This window comes from Kitasatospora sp. NPDC101447 (assembly GCF_044767225.1).
Taxonomy (GTDB): Bacteria; Actinomycetota; Actinomycetes; order Streptomycetales; family Streptomycetaceae; genus Kitasatospora.
Genome location: NZ_JBIWNL010000009.1, coordinates 74,300 through 97,097, shown reverse-complemented (window position 1 = coordinate 97,097; position 22,798 = coordinate 74,300). Strand labels below are relative to the sequence as shown.

Sequence of the window (22,798 nt, the reverse complement as noted above, 5' to 3'; positions counted from 1 at the left end):
CGCCGTACTGCCCCGCCCCGCCCGCCGTACCACCCCTCCCCTGTCGAAAACCACACCTGTGAGGTTGAGAACGTGCGACGCACCATGCTGAAGTCGAAGATCCACCGCGCCACCGTGACCCAGGCCGAGCTCCACTACGTCGGCTCGCTGACCCTGGACCCGGTCCTGATGGAGAACGCCGACCTGCTGCCCGGCGAGCTGGTCCACGTGGTGGACGTCGACAACGGCGCCCGCCTGGAGACCTACGTCATCGAGGGCGAGCGCGGCTCGGGCGTGGTCTGCATCAACGGCGCCGCGGCCCGCCTGGTCCACCCGGGCGACACCGTGATCATCATCGCCTACGCCTCGATCGAGAACGACGAGGCCGCGGACCTGAAGCCCGCCGTCGTCTTCGTGGACAAGTCCAACGCGGTGGTGAAGGTCGGCGTCGACCCGGCGTCCTGACCGCCGCCCCGCCCCCGGGTGCCCGCCGCGCACAAGCCGGCGGGCACCCCTGTATCTCCCCCTCGTTCCCCTGTCACTCCCCCTCGCCCCCCGGATGCCGTAACCCGCCGACCCGGTTCGGCCCCGGCGGCCGTCCCGATCACCGCCCCCTCACCCGCCCCCGCCCGTCCCCACCGGTCCCCACCCGCGCCCCGACGGCACCACCGCCCCACTACCCCACTGCCCGCCGACGGCTCCCGGCCGGCCTCCGCGCCCGCCGCCGCCCCGGCCGGACGTTCACCGGCTGATCGACCGTCTGAGAGCATGGGCTGATGCGACCGCTGTACTCCGTTCCCCTCGGCATCGCCGCCGCCGGCGCCGCCTGCCTCGCCTACTCCGCCGGGTACGAGGTCCGGGCCTTCCGCCTCCGCCGGGTCGAGGTCCCCGTCCTCCCCCGCGGCGCCCGCCCCCTCCGGATCCTGCAGGTGTCCGACATCCACATGGTGAGCGGCCAGGGCAAGAAGCAGCGCTGGCTGAAGAGCCTGGCCGCCCTGCGCCCCGACCTCGTGGTCAACACCGGCGACAACCTCTCCGACCCGCTCGGCGTCCCCGCCACCCTCGACGCGCTCGGGCCGCTGATGGAGTTCCCCGGCGTCTACGTCTTCGGCTCCAACGACTACTACGGTCCGGCCCGCAAGAACCCGGCGCGCTACCTCCAGGCCATGCGCAGCGGCATCCACGGCATGAACAACCCCGACGGCACCGCCGGCCGCGGCATCAGCGGCGCCGTCCACAACCCGTGGGAGAAGCTCCGCGACGGCTTCGACGCCGCCGGCTGGCTCGACCTGACCAACACCCGCGGCCGCCTCACCGTGAACGGCCTCGACCTCGAATTCACCGGCCTCGACGACCCTCACATCCGCCGCGACCGCTACAGCGCGGTCTCCGGCGGCCCCTCCCCCGACGCCGACCTCTCCCTCGCCGTCGTCCACGCCCCCTACCTGCGCGTCCTCGACGCCTTCACCGCCGACCGCTACCCGCTGATCCTCGCCGGCCACACCCACGGCGGCCAGCTCTGCATCCCCTTCTACGGCGCACTCGTCACCAACTGCGACATCGACACCCGCCGCGTGAAGGGCCTCTCCACCCACACCGCCGGCGGCCACCGCTCCCACCTCCACGTCTCCGCCGGCTGCGGCACCAACCGCTACACCCCCGTCCGCTTCGCCTGCCCCCCCGAAGCCACCCTGCTCACCCTCACCCCGGCCCCCCGCTGACCCCCACCGGACGCCCGCCCGAAACCGGATTTCGTGTCTCGGCGAGCGTCCGGTAGAGTTCTACTCGTCGCGAAGGAGACGGAGCGACAAACCGCAAGACCGGGGTGTGGCGCAGCTTGGTAGCGCGCTTCGTTCGGGACGAAGAGGCCGTGGGTTCAAATCCCGCCACCCCGACCCAGTAAGACCAGCTCAGGGCCGGTCTCCCGCAAGGGAGACCGGCCCTGACTGGCTTTCGGGGACTCTCGGGAGAATCCTGGGGGAAATCCCCCGACAGCCGGGGCCGTACCCCTTCCTCCTCCGGGATCCGCCAGCAGGGACGAGTTCACTGGCCGTGGCCCCGATGGCTTCCGCTACGGGGCCGGTTCCGAGGGGTCGGCCAGTCCCGCGGCAACCGCGGACGGCGATCCGGACCACCCAGCCGGCGTGCGCCACACGGAAGCGATCCCGTGGTGTTCCAGGAGCCTCATGTAGACGTCGCCGATGTCCTCGGTGAAGAGGGCCAGCTGCATCGGCTGCTCGGTGGTCGGGTAGAGCAGGAAGGAGTACGTCGCCAGCTGCCCGAGCGCCTCCCGCACCGCGTTGGTGGCGTTTCCCTTCTGCACAACCTTGGCCTCGATCAACCAATGCGCGGCAGCCCTGCGCGCGACCAGGTCCCGCGGGTGAACGTTGGTCCCTGCTTCGAACCCCCGGGCGATGAGATGGTTTCCGTACTCACGCACCAGGGTTTCGTGCCGCTTGGTCTTCACGGTCGTGCGGCTCGTGATCGTCTGCACGTACTCCGCATCGCTCTTGGGCGCGAAGTGCAGCAGTTCGTCCCGACCTCGGTCGTGGGTCCACGTTCCCTCGACCCGAACCGTGGAGATCACGTCCCGCGTTGTTTGCCGCAGTCGCTCCCGCGCCGCCAGGGCGTCCTGGTAGAGGTCGATGAAGCGCCGGAGGTCACCGCGCAAGGTTGCTTCGTCGGGCAATTCGGCAATTGTGTAGGTTCGGGCGAAGACGTTCCCGTGCTCGTACGATCGCGGGAGCCCCGCATGTCCGCCGAGGTCGATTGTCGGCTCCAGGTCCGAGACGCCCCGGGAAGCCAGTGCTTCCCGAATGGCACCGGCCTCCACCGCGAGCTTCCTGTTCCCTTCCTTGGTCTTGTACTTCTTGTGCAGCTCGGTGACGCCGTGGTTCAGACTGAGCGATACCGTCCGCATGTCCTCGGCGAAGAGGTAGACCACGTACATGCCGTTCTGGGCAGATTCGGTCTCATCGGGATCGAAGAAGGCGACCCAGGGGCAGAGTGCGCCCGCGCCCCTTCCCGGACTGCCCACGATCCGGTACCCAGCGTGCACCCGGCCGGCAAAGTGGGACCGGGCGTCCCGAAGTAGCTGAGCCGTAGGTGTACTTGTCCCGGCCGAACGGTCATAGGTCGTACCGACCTGATGCAGGAAGCCTCGAAGCGTCATGGCGAGCATCGTAGGCCGACCGTCCGAGATCGAAAATGCCATTTACCCCCAACTGTGCTCACCAGTTGACGATTTCGCAGGATGAGCACCTTGGTCAATGGCGCCGGCAACCGAGGAACGATAGCGAGGAAGTGAGCGTTTCGCGGTACGAAAGTTCCACTCCGGCACATCGATTCGCTGATCTGAGAGGTTCGGACTTTGCAGGCAAACACACTTCCCGCTGCCTCGCATGACTTCGACGGCTTCGGCGCCGTACCGGGCATCGAGGTCGGGCGCGTCTTCGTCAATCGGCAGGCACTCGCCCGGGCCCAGGTGCACCGGCCACTGCAAGCGGGGATCTGCGGGACCGGGAAGCGCGGGGCGGAGTCCATCGTCGTGTCCGGCGGCTACGAGGACGACCAGGACGACGGTGGTGCCATCGTCTACACCGGACAGGGCGGCCGCAATCCGGACACCGGCCTACAGGTTGACGATCAGGAGCTCACGCGTGGCAATGCCGCCCTCGCCACCAGCATGGCAACCGGGATACCTGTACGGGTGGTTCGCGGATGGATGGGCGACCGCCAGCACTCTCCGACCACCGGCTACCGGTACGACGGGCTCTTCCGTGTCGTCGACTACTGGCACGAGACCGGAAGGTCCAACTTCCGGATCTGGCGCTACCGCTTGGTCCAGCTCGAATCCGCCGAGGCGCCGAACGGCGCGCCCGCTGGCGCCGTTCCCACAGGCGGGACAACCACTGCGGTCGAGCCCACCGGCCAGGTGGCGCCGACACGCACGGAAGCCATGGTGCAACGGATCGTCCGCAGCACCCGGGTGGCGAACTTCGTGAAACGGGCCCACGACTTCACGTGCCAGGTCTGCGGCACCCAGCTCCGCACGCCGACGGGCAGCTATGCCGAAGCGGCTCACATCCGGGGGCTGGGAGCGCCCCACAACGGGCCCGACGTCGCAGGAAACGTGCTGTGCCTCTGCCCCAACCACCACACGCTGTTCGACTTTGGCACGCTAGCCATCGCGGACGACCTGACGATCACGGATCGCGCGACGGGAGCAGACCTGGGGACGCTGCGGGAGGCCGCCGGCCATCACGTCGACCCGGCGCACCTGTCGTATCACCGGGACCACTACTCCGAGGGCTGGAAGCACGCCCAGGACTGATCGGGCCGTTCCACCAACAGCACCGGGCCGGGGCTCCGCTGACAGACGTCGGCGGAGCCCCGTTCGCATCGGGTCGATGCTTCGACTCAGAGGACCGTGGTGAGTTCGGTGCGGGAGGTGATGTTGAGCTTCGGGTAGGCCTTGTAGAGGTGGTGGGCGACGGTGCGGGGGCTGAGGAAGAGCTGGGCGGCGATGTCGCGGTTGGTGAGGCCCTGGGCGGCGAGGCGGGCGATCTGGAGTTCCTGGGGGGTGAGGGGGGACTGGGCGGTGCCTGCGGGGGTGGGGGCGGGGGTGCCGGTGGCGGAGAGTTCGGTGCGGGCGCGGGCGGCCCAGGGGTGGGCGGCCAGGCGGTCGAAGGTTTCGAGGGCGGCGCGCAGGTGGGGGCGGGCGTCGGTGCGGCGGCGGGTGCGGCGCAGCCATTCGCCGTAGAGGAGGGCGGTGCGGGCCTGTTCGAAGGGGCGGTGGCCGGGTTCGTGGAGGTCGAGGGCGGCGCGGTAGGCGGATTCGGCGAGTTCGTCGGGGCCGAGGAGGGCTTGGCAGCGCAGTCGGAGGGCTTCGGCCCAGGGGCGGTCGGCGGCGGCGGCCCAGCGGGCGTAGCGCTCGTACGGTTCGGCGGCGCGGTCGGGGGTGCCGAGGCGGACGGCGGCCTCGACCAGGTCGGGGACGGCCCTGGTGGCGCTGACGTGGTGCCGGTGGGGGCCGGTGGTGAGGGTGTGCAGGCGGTCGGCGGCGTCGCCGGCGCGGCCCTGGCCGAGGTCCAGGAGGGCGAGCGCCCACTGGGCCCAGGGGAGGCCGGCTGCGGGGGCGGCGCTCTGCGGGCCGGTGGTGGCGAGGGCGGTGGCGGCGAGGTCGGTGCAGTGGTCGGTGCGGCCGTCGAGTGCGGCCAGGTAGGCGAGCAGCGCGGTGAGTTGGCTGACCCACTGGTGCTGGCCGGTGTCGCGGGCGAGGCCGAGGGCCTCGGTGGCGGTGAGTTCGGCGTCGCGGTGGCGGCCGTGGAAGAGCTCGGCTTCGGCGAGGAAGAACTGCAGGGTGGGCAGCACGCCGACGGTGCCCTTGGAGCGGGCTTCGGCGATCAGTTCGGCGCCGAGTTCGGCGGTTTCGTCGTCGCGGCCGAGGATGAGGGTGGCGCCGCACAGTTGGACGAGGTCGACCGGGCTCTCGGCGCCGGCTCGGCGGGCGGCCTCGGCGGCCTCCCGGACGGGTGGGGGCGGTGCGACGGGTCGGCCGAGGGCAGGGAGGACGGCGGCGGGCAGGTGGTGGGCGAGCGGCGCGAGGGGGTCTCCGTCGGCCAGGGGGAGGGCGGCGAGGCGGTCGAGGACGGCGGTCACCGGTTCTTCCCCGGCGTACCAGGCGGTGTGGAAGGCCTGGAACAGCATCCGGGCGGCGTGCTGCGGGTCGATGTCGGTGCCGGCGGCGTCGAGCAGCAGCCGGTAGGCGGTGGGGTAGGAGCCGCGCCAGAAGTGCGCGGTGGCCCGGACCTGGTCGAGCAGGGCGTGGGCCAGCACGCTGTCGGTACGGCCGGCGGCCTCGTCGGCGAGCGCTTCGGCGCGGGCCAACTCGCCTTCCTCGGTGGCTGCTTCGGCGGCCAGGACGAGGCGGCGGGTGGCGCCGTCGCGGTCCGGGGTGAGCCGGGCGGCGCGCTCGTACGCGGCGGCGCCGCCGTGTCCGCCGCGGCGCTCGGCGCGGACGGCGGCGCGTTCCAGGGCGTCGGCGAGGTCGGTGTCGGGGGCGGTGGCGGCGAGGGCGAGGTGCCAGGTGCGGCGGTCGCCGTCCGGGAGCGCGTCGGCCAGCGCCCGGTGAACGGTCAACTTCTGGTGGTGCGGCGCACGTTGGAGGATGGCGGAGCGTAGCAGCGGATGCCGGAAGGCGATCCGGCGGTCGGCGGTGACCGTCACCAGGCCCGCCTCTTCGGCGGGGGTGAGGTGTTCGGCGGTGACGCCGAGCGCGACCGCGGCGGGCAGGATGACGTCGAGTTCACCGCGTTCCTCGGCGCCGGCGACCAGGAGCAGCGTCTGGGTGGCCGCGGGCAGCCCGGTGACCTGCCCGTGGAAGGCGATCAGCAGCCTGCTGGTGAGCGGCAGGCCGCCCGGTGCGTGCGCCTGCGGGCCTGCGGCGACGGGGAGTTCGGTGAGGGCGAGCGGGTTGCCGGCGGCCTCGGCGAGCAGCCGCTCGCGGGCGGCTGCGGGCAGGTCGGGGCCGGTCCGTCGGGCCAGCAGCCGGGTGGCGTCGGCCGCGGCCAGGGCGGTCACCTCCAGCTCGGGGAGGCCGAGCCGGCGCTCCGACGAGATGTCGGGGCCGGCTCCGACACCGGCCACGGCAGCGGCCCCGGCGCCGGCTCCACCGCCGGTACGGGAGGCGAGCAGCAGGGCCACCCCCTCGGCCTGGAACCGTCGCGCGGCCAGCAGCAGCGCGTCCAGCGAGGCCCGGTCCAGCCACTGCACATCGTCCAGGACGCACAACAGCGGTTGATCGGAGGCTAGTTCGGCGAGCAGGGCGAGCGTGGCGAGCCCGACCAGCAGCCGGTCGGTCGGCCGTTCGGCCTGCTGGCCGCCCGGCTGGTCGACGGCCCGCCCGGACGCTTCGGCCGCCCCGCCCGCCTCGCCCGCCCCGCCGTCGGCCAGCCCGAACGCTGCTTCCAGGGCCCGCCGTTGCGGCCCCGGCAGGGCGTCCAGCCGGTCGAGGCCGGGCGCGAGCAGCAGGCTCAGCCCGGCGTACGGCAGCTCGGCCTCGTACTCGACGCCCGCTGCCCGGATCACCCGGAACGTCTCCCCCGCCCGCGCGACGGCGTCGTCCAGCAGCGCGGTCTTGCCGATGCCGGCCTCGCCGCGGAGCAGCAGGACGCCGCTGCGGCCGGCCCGTGCCGCGTCCAACAGTCCGTCCACGACGGACTGTTCGTGTTCCCTCCCGTACAACATGCCCTCGACCCTACCCATCCGGCCCGTGCCACCCCAGCGCGGAACCACGGCGGGCGGGGACACGGCGCCCCCGGCACGGGCACCCCGGCACCCCGGTACGGACCACGGACCTACGTACCCCCATGCCTATACGTGACCGATTCGCCGCCGCGCGCCGCTCCCTACCTTTGTGAGCACCGGGAACGACCGGCCAACACCCCACCGGAACACAGGAGATGACGATGACCGAGATCACCACCGCCGCCCTCCAGCAGCTCGCCGAGCGCTACCTCGCGGTGTGGAACGAGACGGACCCGGCGGCCCGCCGCAAGCTGATCGACGAGGTGTGGGCGGAGGACGGCCGCTACACCGACCCGCTGGCCGCGGTCGCCGGCCGGGACGCGATCGACGCGCTGATCGGCGCGGCCCAGGCGCAGTTCCCGGGGCTGGAGTTCACCCTCGGCCCGGTGGACGCGCACCACGACATCGCCCGCTTCACCTGGAACCTCGGTCCGGCCGGCGCGGAGCCGGTGGTGATCGGCTTCGACGTGCTGACGGCCACCCCGGACGGTCGGATCGGCGCGGTGTACGGCTTCCTCGACCGCGTGCCGGGCGCCTGAGCGACCGCTCCTCGCCTGCGCGAGGGGCGGGCCCCTTCCCCCTCGGCCCGCCCCTCGCCGGCCCGCTGCCCCAAGCCCACCGCCGTCCCGAACCGGCCTCCGGCCCGCCGCCCCCACCGACCCCTTGAGGAGAGCCCGAGATGAGCACCGCCCTGGACGCCCGGCGGCCCGCCATGGCCCCGCCCGCCGCAGCCCCGACCACCGCAGCCCCGCCGGACCCGCCCACCGCAGCCCCGAACACGCCGGCCACGCCCCCCAGGGGCCTGCTGCCGGTCGTCCTGACCGCCACCTTCATGACCGCCCTCGACGTCTTCGTCGTCAACGTCGCCCTCCCCTCGCTCCAGGCCGACCTGGGCGCCGGCCCGGCCGCCGTCCAGTGGGTGATGGCCGGCTTCAGCCTGGCCCTCGCGGCCGGCCTGGTCACCGCGGGGCGGCTCGGCGACCGCTACGGCCGCCGCCGGGTGTTCGGCCTCGGCCTGGCCCTCTTCACCCTGGCCTCCGCGGGCTGCGGCTTCGCCCCCACCGCCGCCGCGCTGGTCGGTGCCCGGGTGGTGCAGGGCCTGTCCGCGGCGTTGATGGGACCGCAGGTGCTGGCGATCCTGCGGACCGCGTTCAGCGGCGCGGCACAGGCACGGGCCTTCGCCCGGTACGGGCTGACGATGGGCGTCGGCGCGGTGTTCGGGCAGCTGATCGGCGGGCTGCTGATCCGGGCTGACCTCTTCGGCCTGGGCTGGCGCAGCTGCTTCCTGATCAACCTGCCGATCGGCCTGGTCGCCCTGGCGATGGTCCGCCGCTCCCTGCCGGAGTCCCGCGCCCCGCAGCGGCCCGGGCTGGACCCGGTCGGCGTGCTGCTGGTCTCCACCGCGATGACCGCCCTGGTGCTCCCGCTCATCCAGGGACCCCAGCTGGGCTGGCCGCTGTGGACGGTGCTCTGCCTCGGTGCCTCGCTCGTCCTGCTGGCCGCGTTCGCCGTGCACCAGCACCGCGCCACCCCGCGCGACACCACTGCCACCACTGCCACCACTGCCAACGCCGCCACCGCCACCACTGCCGGCACCGACACCGGCAACACCACCCCGTTGGTCGACACCCGCCTCTTCCACAGCCGCGCCTTCAGCGCCGGTGTGCTCGCCCAACTCGCCTTCTGGCTCGGCCAGGGCTCCTTCTTCCTGGTGCTCGCCCTGCACCTGCAGTTCGGCCGCGGCCTGGACGCGCTCGGCGCCGGGCTGGTCTTCACCGCGATCGGCCTCGGCTACCTGATCACCTCCAACACCACCCACCGGGTCACCGCCCGCCTCGGCGGCCGCCGCACGATCACCGTCGGCGGGCTGCTGATGACCGCCGGGCTGGGCCTGCTCGCCCTCGCCGTGTACGGCGTCGCGGACGGCACCGTCTGGTGGCTGGCCCCCGGCCTGTTCGTGGACGGCCTCGGCATGGGTCTGGTGATCGCCCCGGTCACCGCCGTCGTCCTGGAGGGCGTCGAGCCGCGGCTGGCCGGCTCCGCCGCCGGGGTGGTGTCCACCGTGCAGCAGGTCGGCGGGGCGCTCGGGATCGCGCTGATCGGCCTCGTCTACTACGGCGCCGGCGACCCGACCGCGGCCTTCGGCCGCAGCGTGCTGGTGCTGGCGGTGCTGGAGCTGGTGCTCGTGGGCCTGGTCCGACTGCTGCCCCGCCGGACCTGAAGCCCGGCACGACCGGAAGCCCGGCGGGCCGCTCCGCAGAAACCGAACCACCCCGCAGGAACCGCCCCGCGGACCGACCCTGCAGGACCCGCCCCGCGGACCGACCCCGCAGGACCCGCCCGGCACCCGGCACCCCGGGGACCGGGCGGGCACGAACGGGCGCGACCCTCGTGAACACCCCCGAACCACCCGGCGGGTGGGCCTCAGGCCCACCCGCCCGTTCCATTCCCTCCCCCCGATCGGGTTGGATGGTCGGATGAGCGAGGAGAAGAGCGCCGTCCCGGCGTGGGAGCAGCGGTTCAGGGCGGCCCGGGTGTCACTGCCCGACTGGGCCGAGGACGCCCCCGACCGGGCGCTGTACGTGTCCAACGCGACCGGCACCTACGAGGTCTACGCCTGGGACCGCGCCACCGGCGCCCACCGCCGGGTCACCGACCGCCCGAACGGCACCACCGACGCCGAGCTGTCCCCCGACGGCGACTGGGTCTGGTGGTTCGACGACCACGACGGCGACGAGTTCGGCGTCTGGCGCCGCCAGCCGTTCGCGGGCGGCCCGGACGAGGAGGCCGTGCCCGGCCTCGCCCCCTCCTACTCGGCCGGCCTGGCCCTCGGCCGCAACGGCACCGTGGTCGTCGGCCGCTCCACCGACGAGGACGGCACCACCCTGCACCTGCGCCTCCCCGGTGCCTCCGAGCCGGTCGAGATCTACCGGCACGCGGAGTACGGCGGCGTCGGCGACCTCAGCCACGACGGCACCCTGCTGGCCGTCGACCACACCGAGCACGGCGACGCGATGCACTCCGCGATCCGGGTCGTCCGCATCAGCGGCACCGGCACCGTCGAGACCGTCGCCGAACTGGACGAGGTCACCGGCCGGGACGAGCCGCGCGGCGTGGCCTGCCTCGGCTTCGCCCCGGTCGAGGGCGACACCCGTCTGCTGGTCGCGCACCAGCGCACCGGCCGCTGGGAGCCGATGATCTGGGACGTGGCCACCGGTGCCGAGACCGCGCTGCCGCTGCGCGACGAGCAGGGCCGCGAACTGCCCGGCGACGTCTCCGCGCAGTGGCGCCCCGGCGCCGGTGAGCTGCTGGTCGAGCACGAGTACGAGGCGCGCAGCGAGCTGTTCTCGTACGCGCTCGCCGACGGCCGGCTCACCCGCCTCGACACCCCGCGCGGCACCGTCGGCGGCGCCACCGCCCGTCCGGACGGCACCGTCGAGTACCTGTGGTCCTCCGCCGCCGAGCCGTCGGCGGTCCGTTCCACTGCGGGGACGGTCGTGCTGCGGGCGCCCGGCGCGGTGCCGCCCGGGTCGGTCCCGGTCGAGGACGTCTGGGTGGACGGGCCCGGCGGCCGGGTGCACGCCCTCGTGCAGCGGCCGGCCGGGAGCAGCCCCGAGGACGGCCCCCTCCCGACCGTGTTCGAGGTCCACGGCGGCCCGACCCACCACGACAGCGACTCCTTCGCCGCCGGCCCGGCCGCCTGGCTGGACCACGGCTTCGCGGTGGTCCGGGTCAACTACCGCGGTTCGACCGGTTACGGCCAGGCCTGGACCGACGCCCTGCACGAGCGGGTCGGCCTGATCGAGCTGGAGGACATCGCGGCGGTCCGGGAGTGGGCGGTCGACAGCGGCCTCGCCGATCCGCGCCGGCTGGTGCTCACCGGCGGCAGCTGGGGCGGCTACCTGACCCTGCTCGGCCTCGGTGTCCAGCCCGACGTCTGGGCGCTCGGCGTCGCCGCCGTGCCGGTCGCGGACTACCACACCGCGTACGCCGACGAGATGGAGGCGCTCAAGTCGCTGGACCGCACGCTCTTCGGCGGCACGCCGGAGGAGGTCCCGGACCGCTTCACCGCCTCCTCGCCGCTGACCTACGTCGAGCAGGTGCGGGTGCCGGTGTACATCAGCGCCGGGGTCAACGACCCGCGCTGCCCGATCCGGCAGATCGACAACTACGTCGAGCGGCTGGAGCAGCTCGGCAAGCCGCACGAGGTGTACCGGTACGACGCCGGACACGGGTCGCTGGTCGTGGAGGAGCGGATCAAGCAGCTGCGGCTGGAGATCGACTTCGTCCGACGGCACCTGGCCCCGGCCGGGCGCGACGGGGACGGGGAATCGGCGTGAGACGTGTGCTGATGCTCGCGGGGGCGGTGGTGGCCGGGGCCCTGGTGCTCACCGGCTGCTCCGGTTCGCGCAGCGACAGTGCGGCCTGCCCGCCCCCGGCCGGGCCGGGCGCACCCACCACCGCGCCCGCGGTCCCGGCCGCACCACCGGCCGCACCACCCGCCACGCCGCTCGCCACGCCGCTCGCCACGGCGACCCGGGCGAGCGCGGTCGGAGCGGGCACCTCGACCTCCGTGGTACCGGCGGCGTACCAGGCGTACGAGCCGTACGGGCTGTACGACGCCGGGGCCGCCCGCACCGCGCACGAGCCGGCCGACGGGGAGGGCCCGGTCCAGCTCGCCAAGGGCTCGAAGGGCAAGAGCGGTTCCAAGGGCTCATCGGGCTCATCGGGCTCGTCCGGCTCGTCCGGCTCGTCCGGCTCGTCCGGCTCGTCCGGCTCGTCCGGCTCCAAGGGCTCGAAGACCGGGCGCACCGTGCACCACCACATCGACCACTACGACTCGGACGCCAACACCGGCAGCAACCACAGCCGCTGCTTCGGCAACCCGACGCCGGTGCCGACCGCCTCGACCGCCTCGACCGCCTCGACCCAACCGCTGATACCGACGCCGGCCCCGACGGCACCGGCGCTGCCGACCCTGCCGCCGGTCAAGCCGACGGTGGCGCCACCGCTGCCGACCAAGCGCTGAGGCCGGGACCGGCCGGGAGGTCATCCCCCGGCCGGCCCGCAGCCGTCAGCCGTCAGCCGCTACTCCAGGACCGGGTCCAGCCCCAGGGCCCGGTCCTGTTCCGCCTCCGCCTCACGGCGCATCAGGCGGTACCACATGAAGACGACGAAGCCGCCGAAGACGAACCACTCCAGCGTGTAGCCCAGGTTCTGGAACGCGCGCAGGGTGAGACCGTCCCCGCCCTGCGGCTGCACGGTCGGTACGGGGGTCAGCCCGGCGGGCGCCTCGTCGGCGGCCACCCAGCCGTCGTACCAGCCGTCGTACTCCAGCACGTTCAGCAGCGAGGCCCGGTTGATCATGCCGAGCTGCCCGGCCGGCAGGCCGCCGGCCACCGCGCCGTTGGTGCCCACGGCCTCGTTGGCCTGCAGCCGCCCGGACACCGTCACCGATCCGTCCGGCGGCGGCCCGGCGGCGGTCGCCCCGGCGGTCGTCCCGGCGGCCCCCGGGCCCGGCGCCCCGGGCGCCCACCCGCGCACCACGGCCACGGCGTGCCCGTCGGCGGTGCGCAGCGGGGTGAGCACGTAGTAGCCCTGCTTGCCGTCCACCACCCGGTTGGGGACGAGGAGCTGGTGCTCGGTGTCGTAGCTGCCGGTGACGGTGACGGACTTGCCGACGGTCTCCGTGGTCACCTGCGGCGTCACCTGGTTGAGCAGGGCGTCGATCGGCCTGGCGTCACCCGATGCGGCGAGCGCCTGCTTGGTCTCGTTGTGCGTGGACACCCGGTCCTCGAACCGACCGAGCTGCCAGGAGCCCAGCCACACGCACACCGCCACGGCCGCCACGGCCAGAGCAGTGCCGCCCAGCCAGCGCGGAGTCAGGAGGAACCGGTACACACCCCCCACGGTAACCACTCCTCACACCCGTCCGGCCCCCGGGCCCGGCCCTGGCCCTGTCGGCCCACCCCGTCGGCCCGCCCCTTCGGCCCGCCCCTTCACCCTGCCCCGGACGCGCCGGCCCGGCGGGGGCGAGGGCCCGTCACCCCGCCGAAGGCGAACCCGACGGCTGCGGCACCGCACCCGGCACCGCCTGCACACCGCCCCGGTACAGCGTCCCGCTGCAGGCCAGCGGCAGCGTCGCCGTGGCGGCGGTGGGGCTGCCCGGGGCGGGGGTGTGGGCGATGGTGGCGGTGGGGGCCGGACCGGTGGGGTCGGTGGTCGGGGTGGCGGTGGGGCTGGGGGCCGAGGTGGGGCCCGCCGAGGGGGACGAGGTGGCCTGCGGGTTGGAGCTGGGGGCGGCGGAGGCGCCGGAGGCCGGCCCGCCCGAGGCTGCGGGGACCTGCGTGGTCAGGGACACCCGGTTGGCGCCGGTCGGGGCGCTGGTGGCGCCGCCCGCCACGGTGCAGCTCGGGTCGGGGATCCAGGCGAACGGCAGCCGGTAGCCGCCCTGCGGGGCGAGCACCGGCGGTTCGGCGTCCATGGCGGTCAGGCCGCCGGCCGGATCGCCCGGGGAGTGGTCGGCGGTGCGGATGCGGTTGCGGTCGCCGCCGCTGACGCCGGTGACGGCGACCGCACCGGGCCCGCCGAGGCGGCAGCTGTGCCCGGAGACGTTGTAGACGGTGAACGAGCCGAAGATCCGTCCCGCCGCGTCGGCCGAACCGACCTGCGCGGCGCCGTCGCCGAGGTCGGTGCGGGTGCAGAGCGGGATGATGCCGCCGTCGCCGGCCCCGGAGGTCCCGGTGGGCGAGACGGTGCCGTCGGTGCGCGTGGCCCCGGTGCCGGGGGTGCGGGAGGCCCCGGCCGTGCCGGCGGCGGGCGAGGCGTCCCCGGTGCCGCTCGGGCCGGTACGCGGAGCGGTGCCGGTGCCGGTGGCGCCGATGACGGCGCCGCTGGGGGCGGTGGCGGCCGGGCTCTTGGCGTCGGCCGAGCCGGGGCCGCCGGAGAGTCCGAGGTGCTCTCCCTCGTGCAGGACGGGCAGGGCGATCGCGACGGCGAACGCGAGGGCGGCTGCGCCGGTCCAGGCTCCGCGCCGGGCGGTCCGCCGGCGGGGTACGGCCCGGCGGATCCGGGGCAGTCCGGCGGCCGAGGGTTGGATCCCGGCGACGGCGTGGTGCATCAGTTCCCGCACCGCCCGCTCGTCGGGCGACAGCTCGACCGGTCCCGAGAGCTCCGCGGCCCCTCCCGAGAGCTCCGCGGCCCCTCCCGAGAGCCCTGCGGCCCGTCCCGAGGCCCCCGGGGCCCGTCCTGAGAGCTCCGCGACCGCCGAGGTCACCGACGCCGCCGGGGCGGCCTGGGCGGCCGGGAAGGCCTCCGGCGTGCCCGGGCCCTCGGACGGTACGCCGTCCGCCCCCCGTCGCCCGCCGCCCGCCGCCGCCTCAGCCATGACCGGCCTCCATCTGCGCGCGCAGGGCGGCGAGTCCGCGCGATCCGTAGGCCTTCACCGAGCCGAGCGAGATGCCCAGGGTGTCGGCGACCTGCGCCTCCGTCATGTCCACGAAGTAACGCAGCACCAGAACCTCCCGCTGACGGCGTTGCAGACCACGCAGCGCGGCCTTCAACTGGTCGCGCTCCAGGGCATCGTAGGCACCTTCTTCTGCACTGGCCATGTCAGGCATGGGCTTCTGCAGCAGTCTCAGACCGAGGATCCGGCGGCGCAGTGTGGAGCGGGACAGGTTGACGACCGTCTGCCGCAGGTAGGCCAGGGTCTTCTCGGGCTCGCGAACCCGGCGCCGGGCGGCGTGCACCCGGATGAACGCCTCCTGGACGACGTCCTCGCAGGTCGAGAGGTCGTCCAGGAGCAGCGCGGCGAGCCGCAGCAGCGAGCGGTAGTGCGCCTGGTAGGTCTCGGTGAGCAGGTCCTCGCTGGTACCCGCGTCGGTACCGGCGCCGGAGTCCGCCGCACCGGGTGCGGCCGCCGTCATCTGGTCGTCTTCCGGCCTACTCGCAGGCCACGGGGCGCGCGAGGGGAACGACACCGCGGCCCTCGCCGGGATGCCCGCCCTTGCCCCCACCATCACGTTCGCCACGCCCGTTGGACACTCGATCCCCTGTCATGGTTGCCCAGCCCGGGGACCATTCTTCCGCATGGGCGGAAGAGGCCTCCAGGGGATTCCCTCGGGATTCCGGACAGATTGTGTCGAGGAGCGGACACAGGTATGGACACAGGTGCGTCCATAAGCGGGCAGATCGGAAGCGGCGTCAGGGTTCGACGTCCTGCTTCACCGTCAGTTCACCCGCCACCAACTCGGCGATCTGGACCAGGTTGAGCGCCGCCCCCTTGCGGAGGTTGTCCCCGCAGAGGAACAGGTCCAGCGCGTCCGGCTCGTCCAGGGCCCGGCGCACCCGCCCGACCCAGACCGGGTCGGTCCCGACCACGTCGTTCGGCGTCGGGAACTCGCCCGCGGCCGGGTCGTCGTAGAGGACCACGCCGGGCGCGTCCCGCAGGATCTCCTGCGCGTGCTCCTGGGTGACTTCCCGTTCGAACCGCGCGTGCACGGCCAGCGCGTGGGTGCGGACGACCGGGATGTGGACGCAGGTCGCGGAGACCTTCAGGGCGGGCAGGCCGAGGATCTTGCGGGACTCGTCGCGGATGCCCAGCTCCTCGGCGGCCCAGCCGCCCTCGCGCAGTCCGCCGGTCCAGGGCACGGCGTTGAGCGCGAGCGGGGCGGCGAACGGCCCGTGGTCGGCGATCACCGCGCGCAGGTCGCCGGTCTGCCGGCCGACGTCCGTGCCCGCCACCAGCGCGGTCTGCTCGCGCAGGGCCGCCTCCCCGGCGCGGCCCTCGCCGTCGGCGGCCTGGTAGGAGGCGACCACGAGCTGTGCCAGCCCGTACTCGGCGTGCAGTGCGCCGACCGCCGCGATCATCGCCAGGGTGGTGCTGGCCGGGCTGGCGACGATGCCGCGCGGGCGGATCCGCAGGGCGGCCGCGTTGACCTCGGGGACGACCAGCGGCACGTCCTCGGCGGTGCGGAAGGCGGCGGAGTCGTCGACCACCACGATGCCCTTGGTCGCCGCGATCGGCGCCCACTGGGCGGAGACCGCGTCCGGGACGGCGAACACGGCGACGTCGATCCCGCTGAAGGCCTCCTCGGTCAGCGGGACGACCTCGACGGCCTCGCCGCGCACGACCGGCTTGCGGCCGGCCGAGCGCGGGGAGGCGACGAGTCGGACCTCGCCCCAGACGTCCTGACGGAGCGAGAGCAGGCCGAGCAGCACCTCGCCGACCGCGCCGGTGGCGCCGACGACGGCGAGGTTCGGCCGCCGGGTCATCGCCCGGTGCTCCCGCTCCGCTCCCGGGTCATCGCCCGGTGCCGCCGTAGACGACGGCCTCGTCCGTCTCGCTGTCCAGGCCGAAGGCGCTGTGCACGGCGCGGACGGCCTCCGGCACGTCATCGGCGCGGGTGACCACCGAGATGCGGATCTCCGAGGTGGAGATCAGCTCGATGTTGACGCCCGCGGCGGACAGCGCCTCGAAGAAGGTCGCGGTGACGCCCGGGTTGGATCGCATGCCGGCGCCGACGAGCGAGATCTTGCCGATCGCGTCGTCGTAGCGCAGCGACTCGTAGCCGATGCCCTCCTTGACCCGGCCGAGCGCGTCGATGGCCTTCTGGCCCTCGGTCTTGGGCAGGGTGAAGGAGATGTCGGTCAGGCCGGTCGACGCGGCGGAGACGTTCTGCACCACCATGTCGATGTTGACCTCGGCGTCGGCGATGGCGCGGAAGATCCGGGCGGCCTCGCCCGGCTTGTCGGGCACGCCGACGACGGTGACCTTGGCCTCGGAGGTGTCGTGGGCGACTCCGGAGATGATGGCCTGCTCCATCTCGCCCCCTTCGGGCTTGTTCGGGTTGTCGTTGCTGACGATCGTCCCGGGAAGACCCGAGAAGGACGAGCGTACGTGAATCGGGATGTTGTAGCGCCGGGCGTACTCCACACAGCGGTCGAGCAGCACCTTGGAGCCGGAGGACGCCAGCTCCAGCATGTCCTCGTAGGCGATCCAGTCGATCTTGCGGGCCTTCTTCACCACGCGCGGGTCGGCGGTGAACACGCCGTCCACGTCGGTGTAGATCTCGCAGACCTCGGCCTTGAGGGCGGCGGCGAGGGCGACGGCGGTCGTGTCCGAGCCGCCCCGGCCCAGCGTGGTGATGTCCTTGCTGGACTGGGACACGCCCTGGAAGCCGGCCACGATCGCGATGTTGCCCTGGTCCAGGGCGGTGCGGATGCGGCCCGGCGTCACGTCGATGATGCGCGCCTTGTTGTGGACGGAGTCGGTGATGACGCCGGCCTGACTGCCCGTGAAGGACTGGGCCTCGTGACCCAGGGATTTGATCGCCATGGCCAGCAACGCCATGGAGATGCGCTCCCCGGCGGTCAGCAGCATGTCGAACTCGCGGCCGGCAGGGATCGGTGACACCTGCTCCGCGAGTTCGATGAGCTCGTCCGTCGTGTCGCCCATCGCGGACACCACGACGACGACCTCATGGCCGGCCTTCTTGGCGTCAACGATTCGACGGGCCACGCGCTTGATGCCCTCGGCATCCGCAACGGATGAGCCGCCGTACTTCTGCACGACAAGGCCCACGTGCGCTCCTCGACTCGTGTCGTCTTCCGGGGGCTCCGGGCCCCCGCACCCCCCGGGGGAGGGGGGTGTGCGGTCGGCGCCAGTCTACCGAGCAGGGGTGCTCCGACCGGCGCTTTCCATATGATGAGACACCTGTTTCAGCAGGTGATCGGCGGGGTGGGTGGCCGGACGGGCAGGTCTGCGGGCGATTCGGTACGGGCCCGGAGAAACGGCGGATCCGCGGACGGCGATCCGGCCGGATTTCCTTTCCGGGCGGATCGCTGAGGCATTCGTCACAGTCGACGCCGTACGCCCGGCCGGGCCCTTCCGTCCGCTCGGCTCGCGGCCGCACCGGTTCAGCGCCTCACCGGTTCAGCGCTGGAGCCCCAGCTCGGCCGCCATCAGGTCGCCCGCCTGCTGCTCCAGCTGCTCGTCGGTGAGCCCGTCGTCGTCGGTGTCAGCGCCGTCGAGCGCGGCGCCCATCGGGCTGTCCAGCCGGACGTGCGCGATCAACGACTGCAACGCCCGCAGCACCGCGGTGCAGGTCGTGCCCCAGTTGGAGAGGTACGAGAACTGCCACCACCACAGCGCCTCGCTGACCCGGCCCTCGCGGTAGTGCGTCAGCCCGTGCTGGAGCTCGCTGACCACACCGGCCAGGTCGTCCGAGATCCGGAAGGCGTTGGGCTTCTCCGGCGGGCCGTACGGGTCGAAGACCTCGTGGTAGACGTCGATCGGCGCGAGCAGCTCGGCCAGCCGCTCGCGCAGCTGCTCGCCGTCCGGCTCCGGACCGGCGTCGGGCTCGAAGCGGTCCTCCGGGACGACGTCCTCGATGGCGCCCAGCCGGCCGCCGGCCAGCAGCAGCTGCGAGACCTCCAGGAGCAGCAGCGAGACCGCGCTGCCCGGCTCGTCGCCCTTGGCGACCTCGGTGACGGCGAGCACGAAGCTCTCCACCGAGTCGGCGATCTGCACGGCGAAGTCGTCCGGCTCCGAGCCGTGGGCGTGGGTGTGCTGCTGGTTGATCGTCCGGTCAGACATCGAGCAGTCGTCTCCCTTCGAAGGCGCGGCCGAGGGTGACCTCGTCCGCGTACTCCAGATCCCCGCCGACGGGCAGGCCGCTCGCCAGACGGGTCACCTTCAGGCCCATCGGCTTGCAGAGCCGGGCCAGGTAGGTGGCGGTCGCCTCCCCCTCCAGGTTGGGGTCGGTGGCCAGGATCAGCTCGGTGACCGTGCCGTCCGCGAGGCGCGACAGCAGCTCGCGGATGCGCAGGTCGTCCGGGCCGACGCCCTCGATGGGGCTGATCGCGCCGCCCAGCACGTGGTAGCGGCCGCGGAACTCACGGGTGCGCTCGATGGCGACGACGTCCTTGGGCTCCTCGACCACGCAGATGACGGCGAGGTCGCGGCGGGGGTCCAGACAGACCCGGCACTGCTCGGCCTCCGCGACGTTGCCGCAGACCGCGCAGAAGCGGACCTTGTCCTTGACCTCCAGCAGCGCGTGCGCGAGTCGGCGCACGTCCGTCGGGTCGGCCTGCAGCACGTGGAAGGCGATCCGCTGGGCGCTCTTGGGCCCGACGCCGGGCAGCCTGCCCAGTTCGTCGATCAGGTCCTGAACCACGCCCTCGTACAACGTCGCGCCTTCCTTCGGATGGTCGGTGGTGCTCCGGTGCCATCATCCAACGAATCGGGCGTCGGACACAGCGCCCGACGCCCGACTCCCACATAAATCACATGGGTCTGTCGTCTGAACTTCAGACCCTTCCGGCCCGGTCACTCAGAGCAGCGGGGCCGGAACGGCAGGCTCGGAGCGGTGAGCCCGGAGCGGTGAGCCCGGAGTCCGCGGGCTCGGAGCAGTGGGCTCAGAACGGCAGACCGGGGATGCCGCCGCCGAGGCCCTGGGTCAGCGGGCCCATGCGCTCGGCCTGCATCTTCTGCGCCGTCTGGTTCGCGTCCCGGACCGCAGCCAGGATCAGGTCGGCCAGGGTCTCGGTGTCCTCCGGGTCGACCGCGGCCGGGGCGATGGTCAGCGCCACCAGCTCACCGGCGCCGGTCACCGTCGCCTCGACCAGGCCGCCGCCCGCCGAACCGTTCACCTTCGCCTCGGCCAGCTCCTGCTGGGCCTTCGCGAGATCCTGCTGCATCTTCTGCGCCTGCTTCAGCAGCTGCTGCATGTTGGGCTGGCCACCACCGGGGAACACGGCTCTCTCCTTGCTGTCACGGCTGTCTGCGGTGCGTCGTACGTCACCGCCGAGCCTACGTGCTGCGTCCTGCTCGGGTGCCTCGACGGCTCGGATGCCCCCGCGGCCCGGCTGCTTCGGCGACTCGGCCGTCTCGGCGGCCCGGGTGCCCGGCGGCTCAGCCGCCCCGGTGGTGGATCTCCTCCAGCACCGTCGCACCCAGCTCGCGGATGATCAGCTCCTGGCCGGAGAACGCCTCCTCGTTGAGGTCAGGGTCGTCCTCCTCCGGGATGTCGTCCTCCGGGGCCACCGACTGCACCGGGCGGATCGGCGGAGCCGCGGCGGGCGGCGGGGCCTGCACGGGAGCCGACTGCACGGGCGGAGCCTGCACCGGCGCGGGCGCCGCCACGGGCGCCGGAGCGGGCGCCGTCACGGCCGGCGCGGAGGCGGCGGGACGAGCCGGGGCTCCCCAGCCCCCACCGCCCTGGGCGCCCCCGGGAGCACCACCGCTCGGGGCGGCCCCGGCGCCGCCGGACGGGTCGACGATGCACTCGATCCGCCAGTCCACGCCGAGCGCGTCGGCCAGCGCGGCGCGCAGCACGTCATCGCTGTTGCTGCCGACGAAGCTGTCCCGGGCGCCGGCGTTGATGAACGACACCTGGAGCACACTGCCGTCGAACCCGGCCACCTGGCCGTTCTGGCTGAGCAGGATCCAGGTGAAGCGGCGGCGGTTCTTCACCGCCTCCAGGATCTGCGGCCACAGCTGCCGGACCTGCGCCGCGCCCTGCTGTGCGGAGGCCGACGGCTGCCCGCCGGGAACCGCCGCGGGGGCGGGGGCCGGCGCGGGCACCGGAGCAGCGGCCGGAGCCGGGACCGGCGCGGCCTGCTGCTGCGGCGCGGCGGGAGCCACCGGCGCGGCGGGGGCCTGGGCGGGGGCGCCGCCACCGGCGGGCGGGAAGCTGCGCGGGATCGGCCACGCCCCGGGCGCGGGCCCGGCGGGCGCGGCGGGTACGGCGGGCGCGGCCGCGGGCGGCGGAGCCTGCACAGGCGCCGCCACGGGCGCGGCCTGCACGGGAGCCGCCACCGGCGCCTCCATCGCGGGCGCCGCAGCGGGCGCGGCAGCGGGTACGGCCACCGGCACGCCCGCCGGCACGCCCGGCGGAGCCGCCACGGGTACCGATCCCGGCACCGCCATCGGCGCGGCGAACCCGCCCGCCGTCGCGCGCCGCTCCAGCTTGTCCAGGCGCGCCTGCAGCGACAGCTCGTCGCTGTACGCGCCGGGCAGCATCACCCGGGCGCAGATCAGCTCCAGCTGCAGCCTCGGCGCCGCGTTGCCGCGCATCTCGGTGAGCCCGGTGTTGACGATGTCCGCGGCCCGGCTCAGCTCGGCCGCGCCGAACGCGTCGGCCTGTGCCTGCATCACCGCGACCCGGTCGGCCGGGGCGTCGATCAGCCCCTTCTCCCCGGCGTCCGGCACGGTGGCCAGGATCACCAGGTCGCGCAGCCGCTCCAGCAGGTCGGTGACGAAGCGGCGCGGGTCGTGCCCGCCCTCGACCACCCGGTCGATCACCTGGAACACCGTCGCCCCGTCGTGCGCGGCGAAGGCGTCCACCACCTCGTCCAGCAGCGCGGAGTCGGTGTACCCGAGCAGTGCGGTCGCCATCTGGTACGTCACGCCGCCCTCGGCGGCCCCGGCCAGCAGCTGGTCCATGACCGACATCGAGTCACGCACCGAGCCCGCCCCGGCCCGGACCACCAGCGGGAACACCGAGTCCTCGACCTGGATGCCCTCGCGGCCGCAGACCTCCGTGAGGTAGTCGCGCAGCGTGCCGGGCGGGACCAGCCGGAACGGGTAGTGGTGCGTCCGGGACCGGATCGTCCCGATGACCTTCTCCGGCTCCGTGGTCGCGAAGATGAACTTGAGGTGCTCCGGCGGCTCCTCGACCACCTTGAGCAGCGCGTTGAAGCCGGCCGAGGTCACCATGTGCGCCTCGTCCAGGATGAAGATCTTGTACCGGCTGTGCACCGGCGCGAAGAAGGCCCGCTCACGCAGCTCGCGCGCGTCGTCCACACCACCGTGCGAGGCGGCGTCGATCTCGATCACGTCGATCGAGCCGGGCCCGCCGGTCGCGAGGTCCCGGCAGGACTGGCACTCCCCGCAGGGCGTGGGCGTCGGCCCCTGCTCGCAGTTGAGACAGCGGGCCAGGATGCGCGCACTCGTCGTCTTGCCACAGCCTCGCGGCCCGCTGAACAGGTACGCGTGGTTGACCCTGTTGTTGCGCAGGGCCTGCTGGAGCGGAGCGGTCACGTGCTCCTGCCCGATGACCTCCGCGAAGGTCTCGGGGCGGTAGCGGCGGTACAGGGCTAGGGACACACCACCGACGATATCGGGACGGACCGACAAACGCGTCGCCCCGCACCCCACGACCCCCGCGCCCACGGGCCCGGGGAACGCAAAGACCCCTCGTGCACCCGCCAGAGCTCTCCTACCCTTGCTGCCTTCCGGCCCTGGGGGGGTTCAGAGAGATGACGCCACACGAGGGGCTGACCCCCACACTACCGGATTCCGGGCCCGACGATCCACAGGCCACCCCCACCCCCCGGCCTGCGGGATAGGTGGTCGCGACCACCCCGAAACATGTACTAAGCTCTCCCTCGGAGGATTCGCCTAGAGGCCTAGGGCGCACGCTTGGAAAGCGTGTTGGGGGCAACCCCTCACGAGTTCGAATCTCGTATCCTCCGCCTTCGACGAAGGCCCCGACCGGTTCGCCGGTCG

Annotated in this window: 18 protein-coding genes, 2 tRNA genes and 1 other RNA gene; 9 read left to right on the top strand and 12 right to left on the bottom strand. The window is 73.6% G+C overall.

The window, feature by feature from the left end:
• Positions 1–72: 72 nt before the first annotated feature.
• The 3 genes from panD (at position 73) to ACIRST_RS16000 (ending at position 1,874) form a co-directional block, all read left to right on the top strand.
• Positions 73–444, top strand: coding sequence for an aspartate 1-decarboxylase (panD, locus tag ACIRST_RS16010; RefSeq protein WP_350519772.1), 372 nt, complete (start codon positions 73–75; stop codon positions 442–444).
• Between the two features lie 311 nt (positions 445–755).
• Entirely contained in the window at positions 756–1,700 is a 945-nt protein-coding gene (locus ACIRST_RS16005; protein WP_350519771.1) for a metallophosphoesterase, read from the top strand.
• A 100-nt stretch (positions 1,701–1,800) separates the two neighbouring features.
• Positions 1,801–1,874 (top strand) — tRNA-Pro (locus ACIRST_RS16000).
• A 176-nt stretch (positions 1,875–2,050) separates the two neighbouring features.
• Here the strand turns inward: ACIRST_RS16000 and ACIRST_RS15995 are convergent.
• On the bottom strand, positions 2,051–3,151 hold the full coding sequence (locus ACIRST_RS15995) for an MrcB family domain-containing protein (RefSeq protein ID WP_402802816.1): 1,101 nt from the start codon (positions 3,149–3,151) through the stop codon (positions 2,051–2,053).
• A gap of 198 nt (positions 3,152–3,349) precedes the next feature.
• On the opposite strand from ACIRST_RS15995, the gene ACIRST_RS15990 reads away from it, so the two are divergent.
• Positions 3,350–4,312 (top strand): YDG/SRA domain-containing protein, encoded by a 963-nt coding sequence (locus tag ACIRST_RS15990; RefSeq protein WP_402802815.1) that lies wholly within the window; start codon positions 3,350–3,352, stop codon positions 4,310–4,312.
• An 86-nt stretch (positions 4,313–4,398) separates the two neighbouring features.
• Here the strand turns inward: ACIRST_RS15990 and ACIRST_RS15985 are convergent, their stop codons facing one another.
• On the bottom strand, positions 4,399–7,227 hold the full coding sequence (locus ACIRST_RS15985; protein WP_402802814.1) for an ATP-binding protein: 2,829 nt from the start codon (positions 7,225–7,227) through the stop codon (positions 4,399–4,401).
• A 221-nt stretch (positions 7,228–7,448) separates the two neighbouring features.
• Between ACIRST_RS15985 and ACIRST_RS15980 the strand changes: the two genes are divergently transcribed.
• The 4 genes from ACIRST_RS15980 (at position 7,449) to ACIRST_RS15965 (ending at position 12,316) form a co-directional block, all read left to right on the top strand.
• Positions 7,449–7,826, top strand: a complete 378-nt coding sequence (locus tag ACIRST_RS15980) for a nuclear transport factor 2 family protein (protein WP_402802813.1) — start codon at positions 7,449–7,451, stop codon at positions 7,824–7,826.
• A 140-nt stretch (positions 7,827–7,966) separates the two neighbouring features.
• Positions 7,967–9,508, top strand: a complete 1,542-nt coding sequence (locus tag ACIRST_RS15975; protein ID WP_402802812.1) for an MFS transporter — start codon at positions 7,967–7,969, stop codon at positions 9,506–9,508.
• Between the two features lie 256 nt (positions 9,509–9,764).
• Entirely contained in the window at positions 9,765–11,627 is a 1,863-nt protein-coding gene (locus ACIRST_RS15970) for a prolyl oligopeptidase family serine peptidase (RefSeq protein ID WP_350519767.1), read from the top strand.
• A complete protein-coding gene (locus ACIRST_RS15965) occupies positions 11,624–12,316 on the top strand; it encodes a hypothetical protein (RefSeq protein ID WP_402802811.1) in 693 nt (230 codons plus the stop codon). The genes ACIRST_RS15970 and ACIRST_RS15965 overlap by 4 nt, the downstream gene beginning before the upstream one ends.
• 59 nt (positions 12,317–12,375) lie before the next feature.
• On the opposite strand, the gene ACIRST_RS15960 is transcribed toward ACIRST_RS15965, so the two are convergent.
• From ACIRST_RS15960 to ffs, 10 genes are all read right to left on the bottom strand, one after another.
• Entirely contained in the window at positions 12,376–13,188 is an 813-nt protein-coding gene (locus ACIRST_RS15960) for an SURF1 family protein (RefSeq protein WP_402802810.1), read from the bottom strand.
• A gap of 142 nt (positions 13,189–13,330) precedes the next feature.
• A complete protein-coding gene (locus tag ACIRST_RS15955) occupies positions 13,331–14,674 on the bottom strand; it encodes a hypothetical protein (protein WP_402802809.1) in 1,344 nt (447 codons plus the stop codon).
• Positions 14,667–15,212, bottom strand: a complete 546-nt coding sequence (locus ACIRST_RS15950; RefSeq protein ID WP_350519763.1) for a SigE family RNA polymerase sigma factor — start codon at positions 15,210–15,212, stop codon at positions 14,667–14,669. The genes ACIRST_RS15955 and ACIRST_RS15950 overlap by 8 nt, the downstream gene beginning before the upstream one ends.
• Positions 15,213–15,489: 277 nt before the next feature.
• Positions 15,490–16,560 carry an aspartate-semialdehyde dehydrogenase gene (locus ACIRST_RS15945; RefSeq protein ID WP_402802808.1) on the bottom strand — a complete coding sequence of 357 codons (1,071 nt, stop codon included), beginning with the start codon at positions 16,558–16,560 and terminating at the stop codon, positions 15,490–15,492.
• A 28-nt stretch (positions 16,561–16,588) separates the two neighbouring features.
• Positions 16,589–17,869, bottom strand: a complete 1,281-nt coding sequence (locus ACIRST_RS15940; RefSeq protein ID WP_350519761.1) for an aspartate kinase — start codon at positions 17,867–17,869, stop codon at positions 16,589–16,591.
• A 351-nt stretch (positions 17,870–18,220) separates the two neighbouring features.
• Positions 18,221–18,883 carry a DUF5063 domain-containing protein gene (locus tag ACIRST_RS15935; protein ID WP_350519760.1) on the bottom strand — a complete coding sequence of 221 codons (663 nt, stop codon included), beginning with the start codon at positions 18,881–18,883 and terminating at the stop codon, positions 18,221–18,223.
• Positions 18,876–19,475: a recombination mediator RecR gene (recR, locus tag ACIRST_RS15930; RefSeq protein ID WP_218198914.1), complete on the bottom strand. Its 600-nt coding sequence runs from the start codon at positions 19,473–19,475 to the stop codon at positions 18,876–18,878. The genes ACIRST_RS15935 and recR overlap by 8 nt, the downstream gene beginning before the upstream one ends.
• Positions 19,476–19,704: 229 nt before the next feature.
• On the bottom strand, positions 19,705–20,043 hold the full coding sequence (locus ACIRST_RS15925) for a YbaB/EbfC family nucleoid-associated protein (RefSeq protein ID WP_148644036.1): 339 nt from the start codon (positions 20,041–20,043) through the stop codon (positions 19,705–19,707).
• A gap of 157 nt (positions 20,044–20,200) precedes the next feature.
• On the bottom strand, positions 20,201–22,396 hold the full coding sequence (locus ACIRST_RS15920; RefSeq protein WP_402802807.1) for a DNA polymerase III subunit gamma and tau: 2,196 nt from the start codon (positions 22,394–22,396) through the stop codon (positions 20,201–20,203).
• Positions 22,397–22,474: 78 nt separating this feature from the next.
• Positions 22,475–22,571: signal recognition particle sRNA small type (ffs, locus tag ACIRST_RS15915), an RNA gene on the bottom strand.
• A 108-nt stretch (positions 22,572–22,679) separates the two neighbouring features.
• Here ffs and ACIRST_RS15910 point away from each other — a divergent pair.
• Positions 22,680–22,764: transfer RNA gene (locus ACIRST_RS15910), tRNA-Ser, on the top strand.
• Positions 22,765–22,798 lie beyond the last annotated feature (34 nt).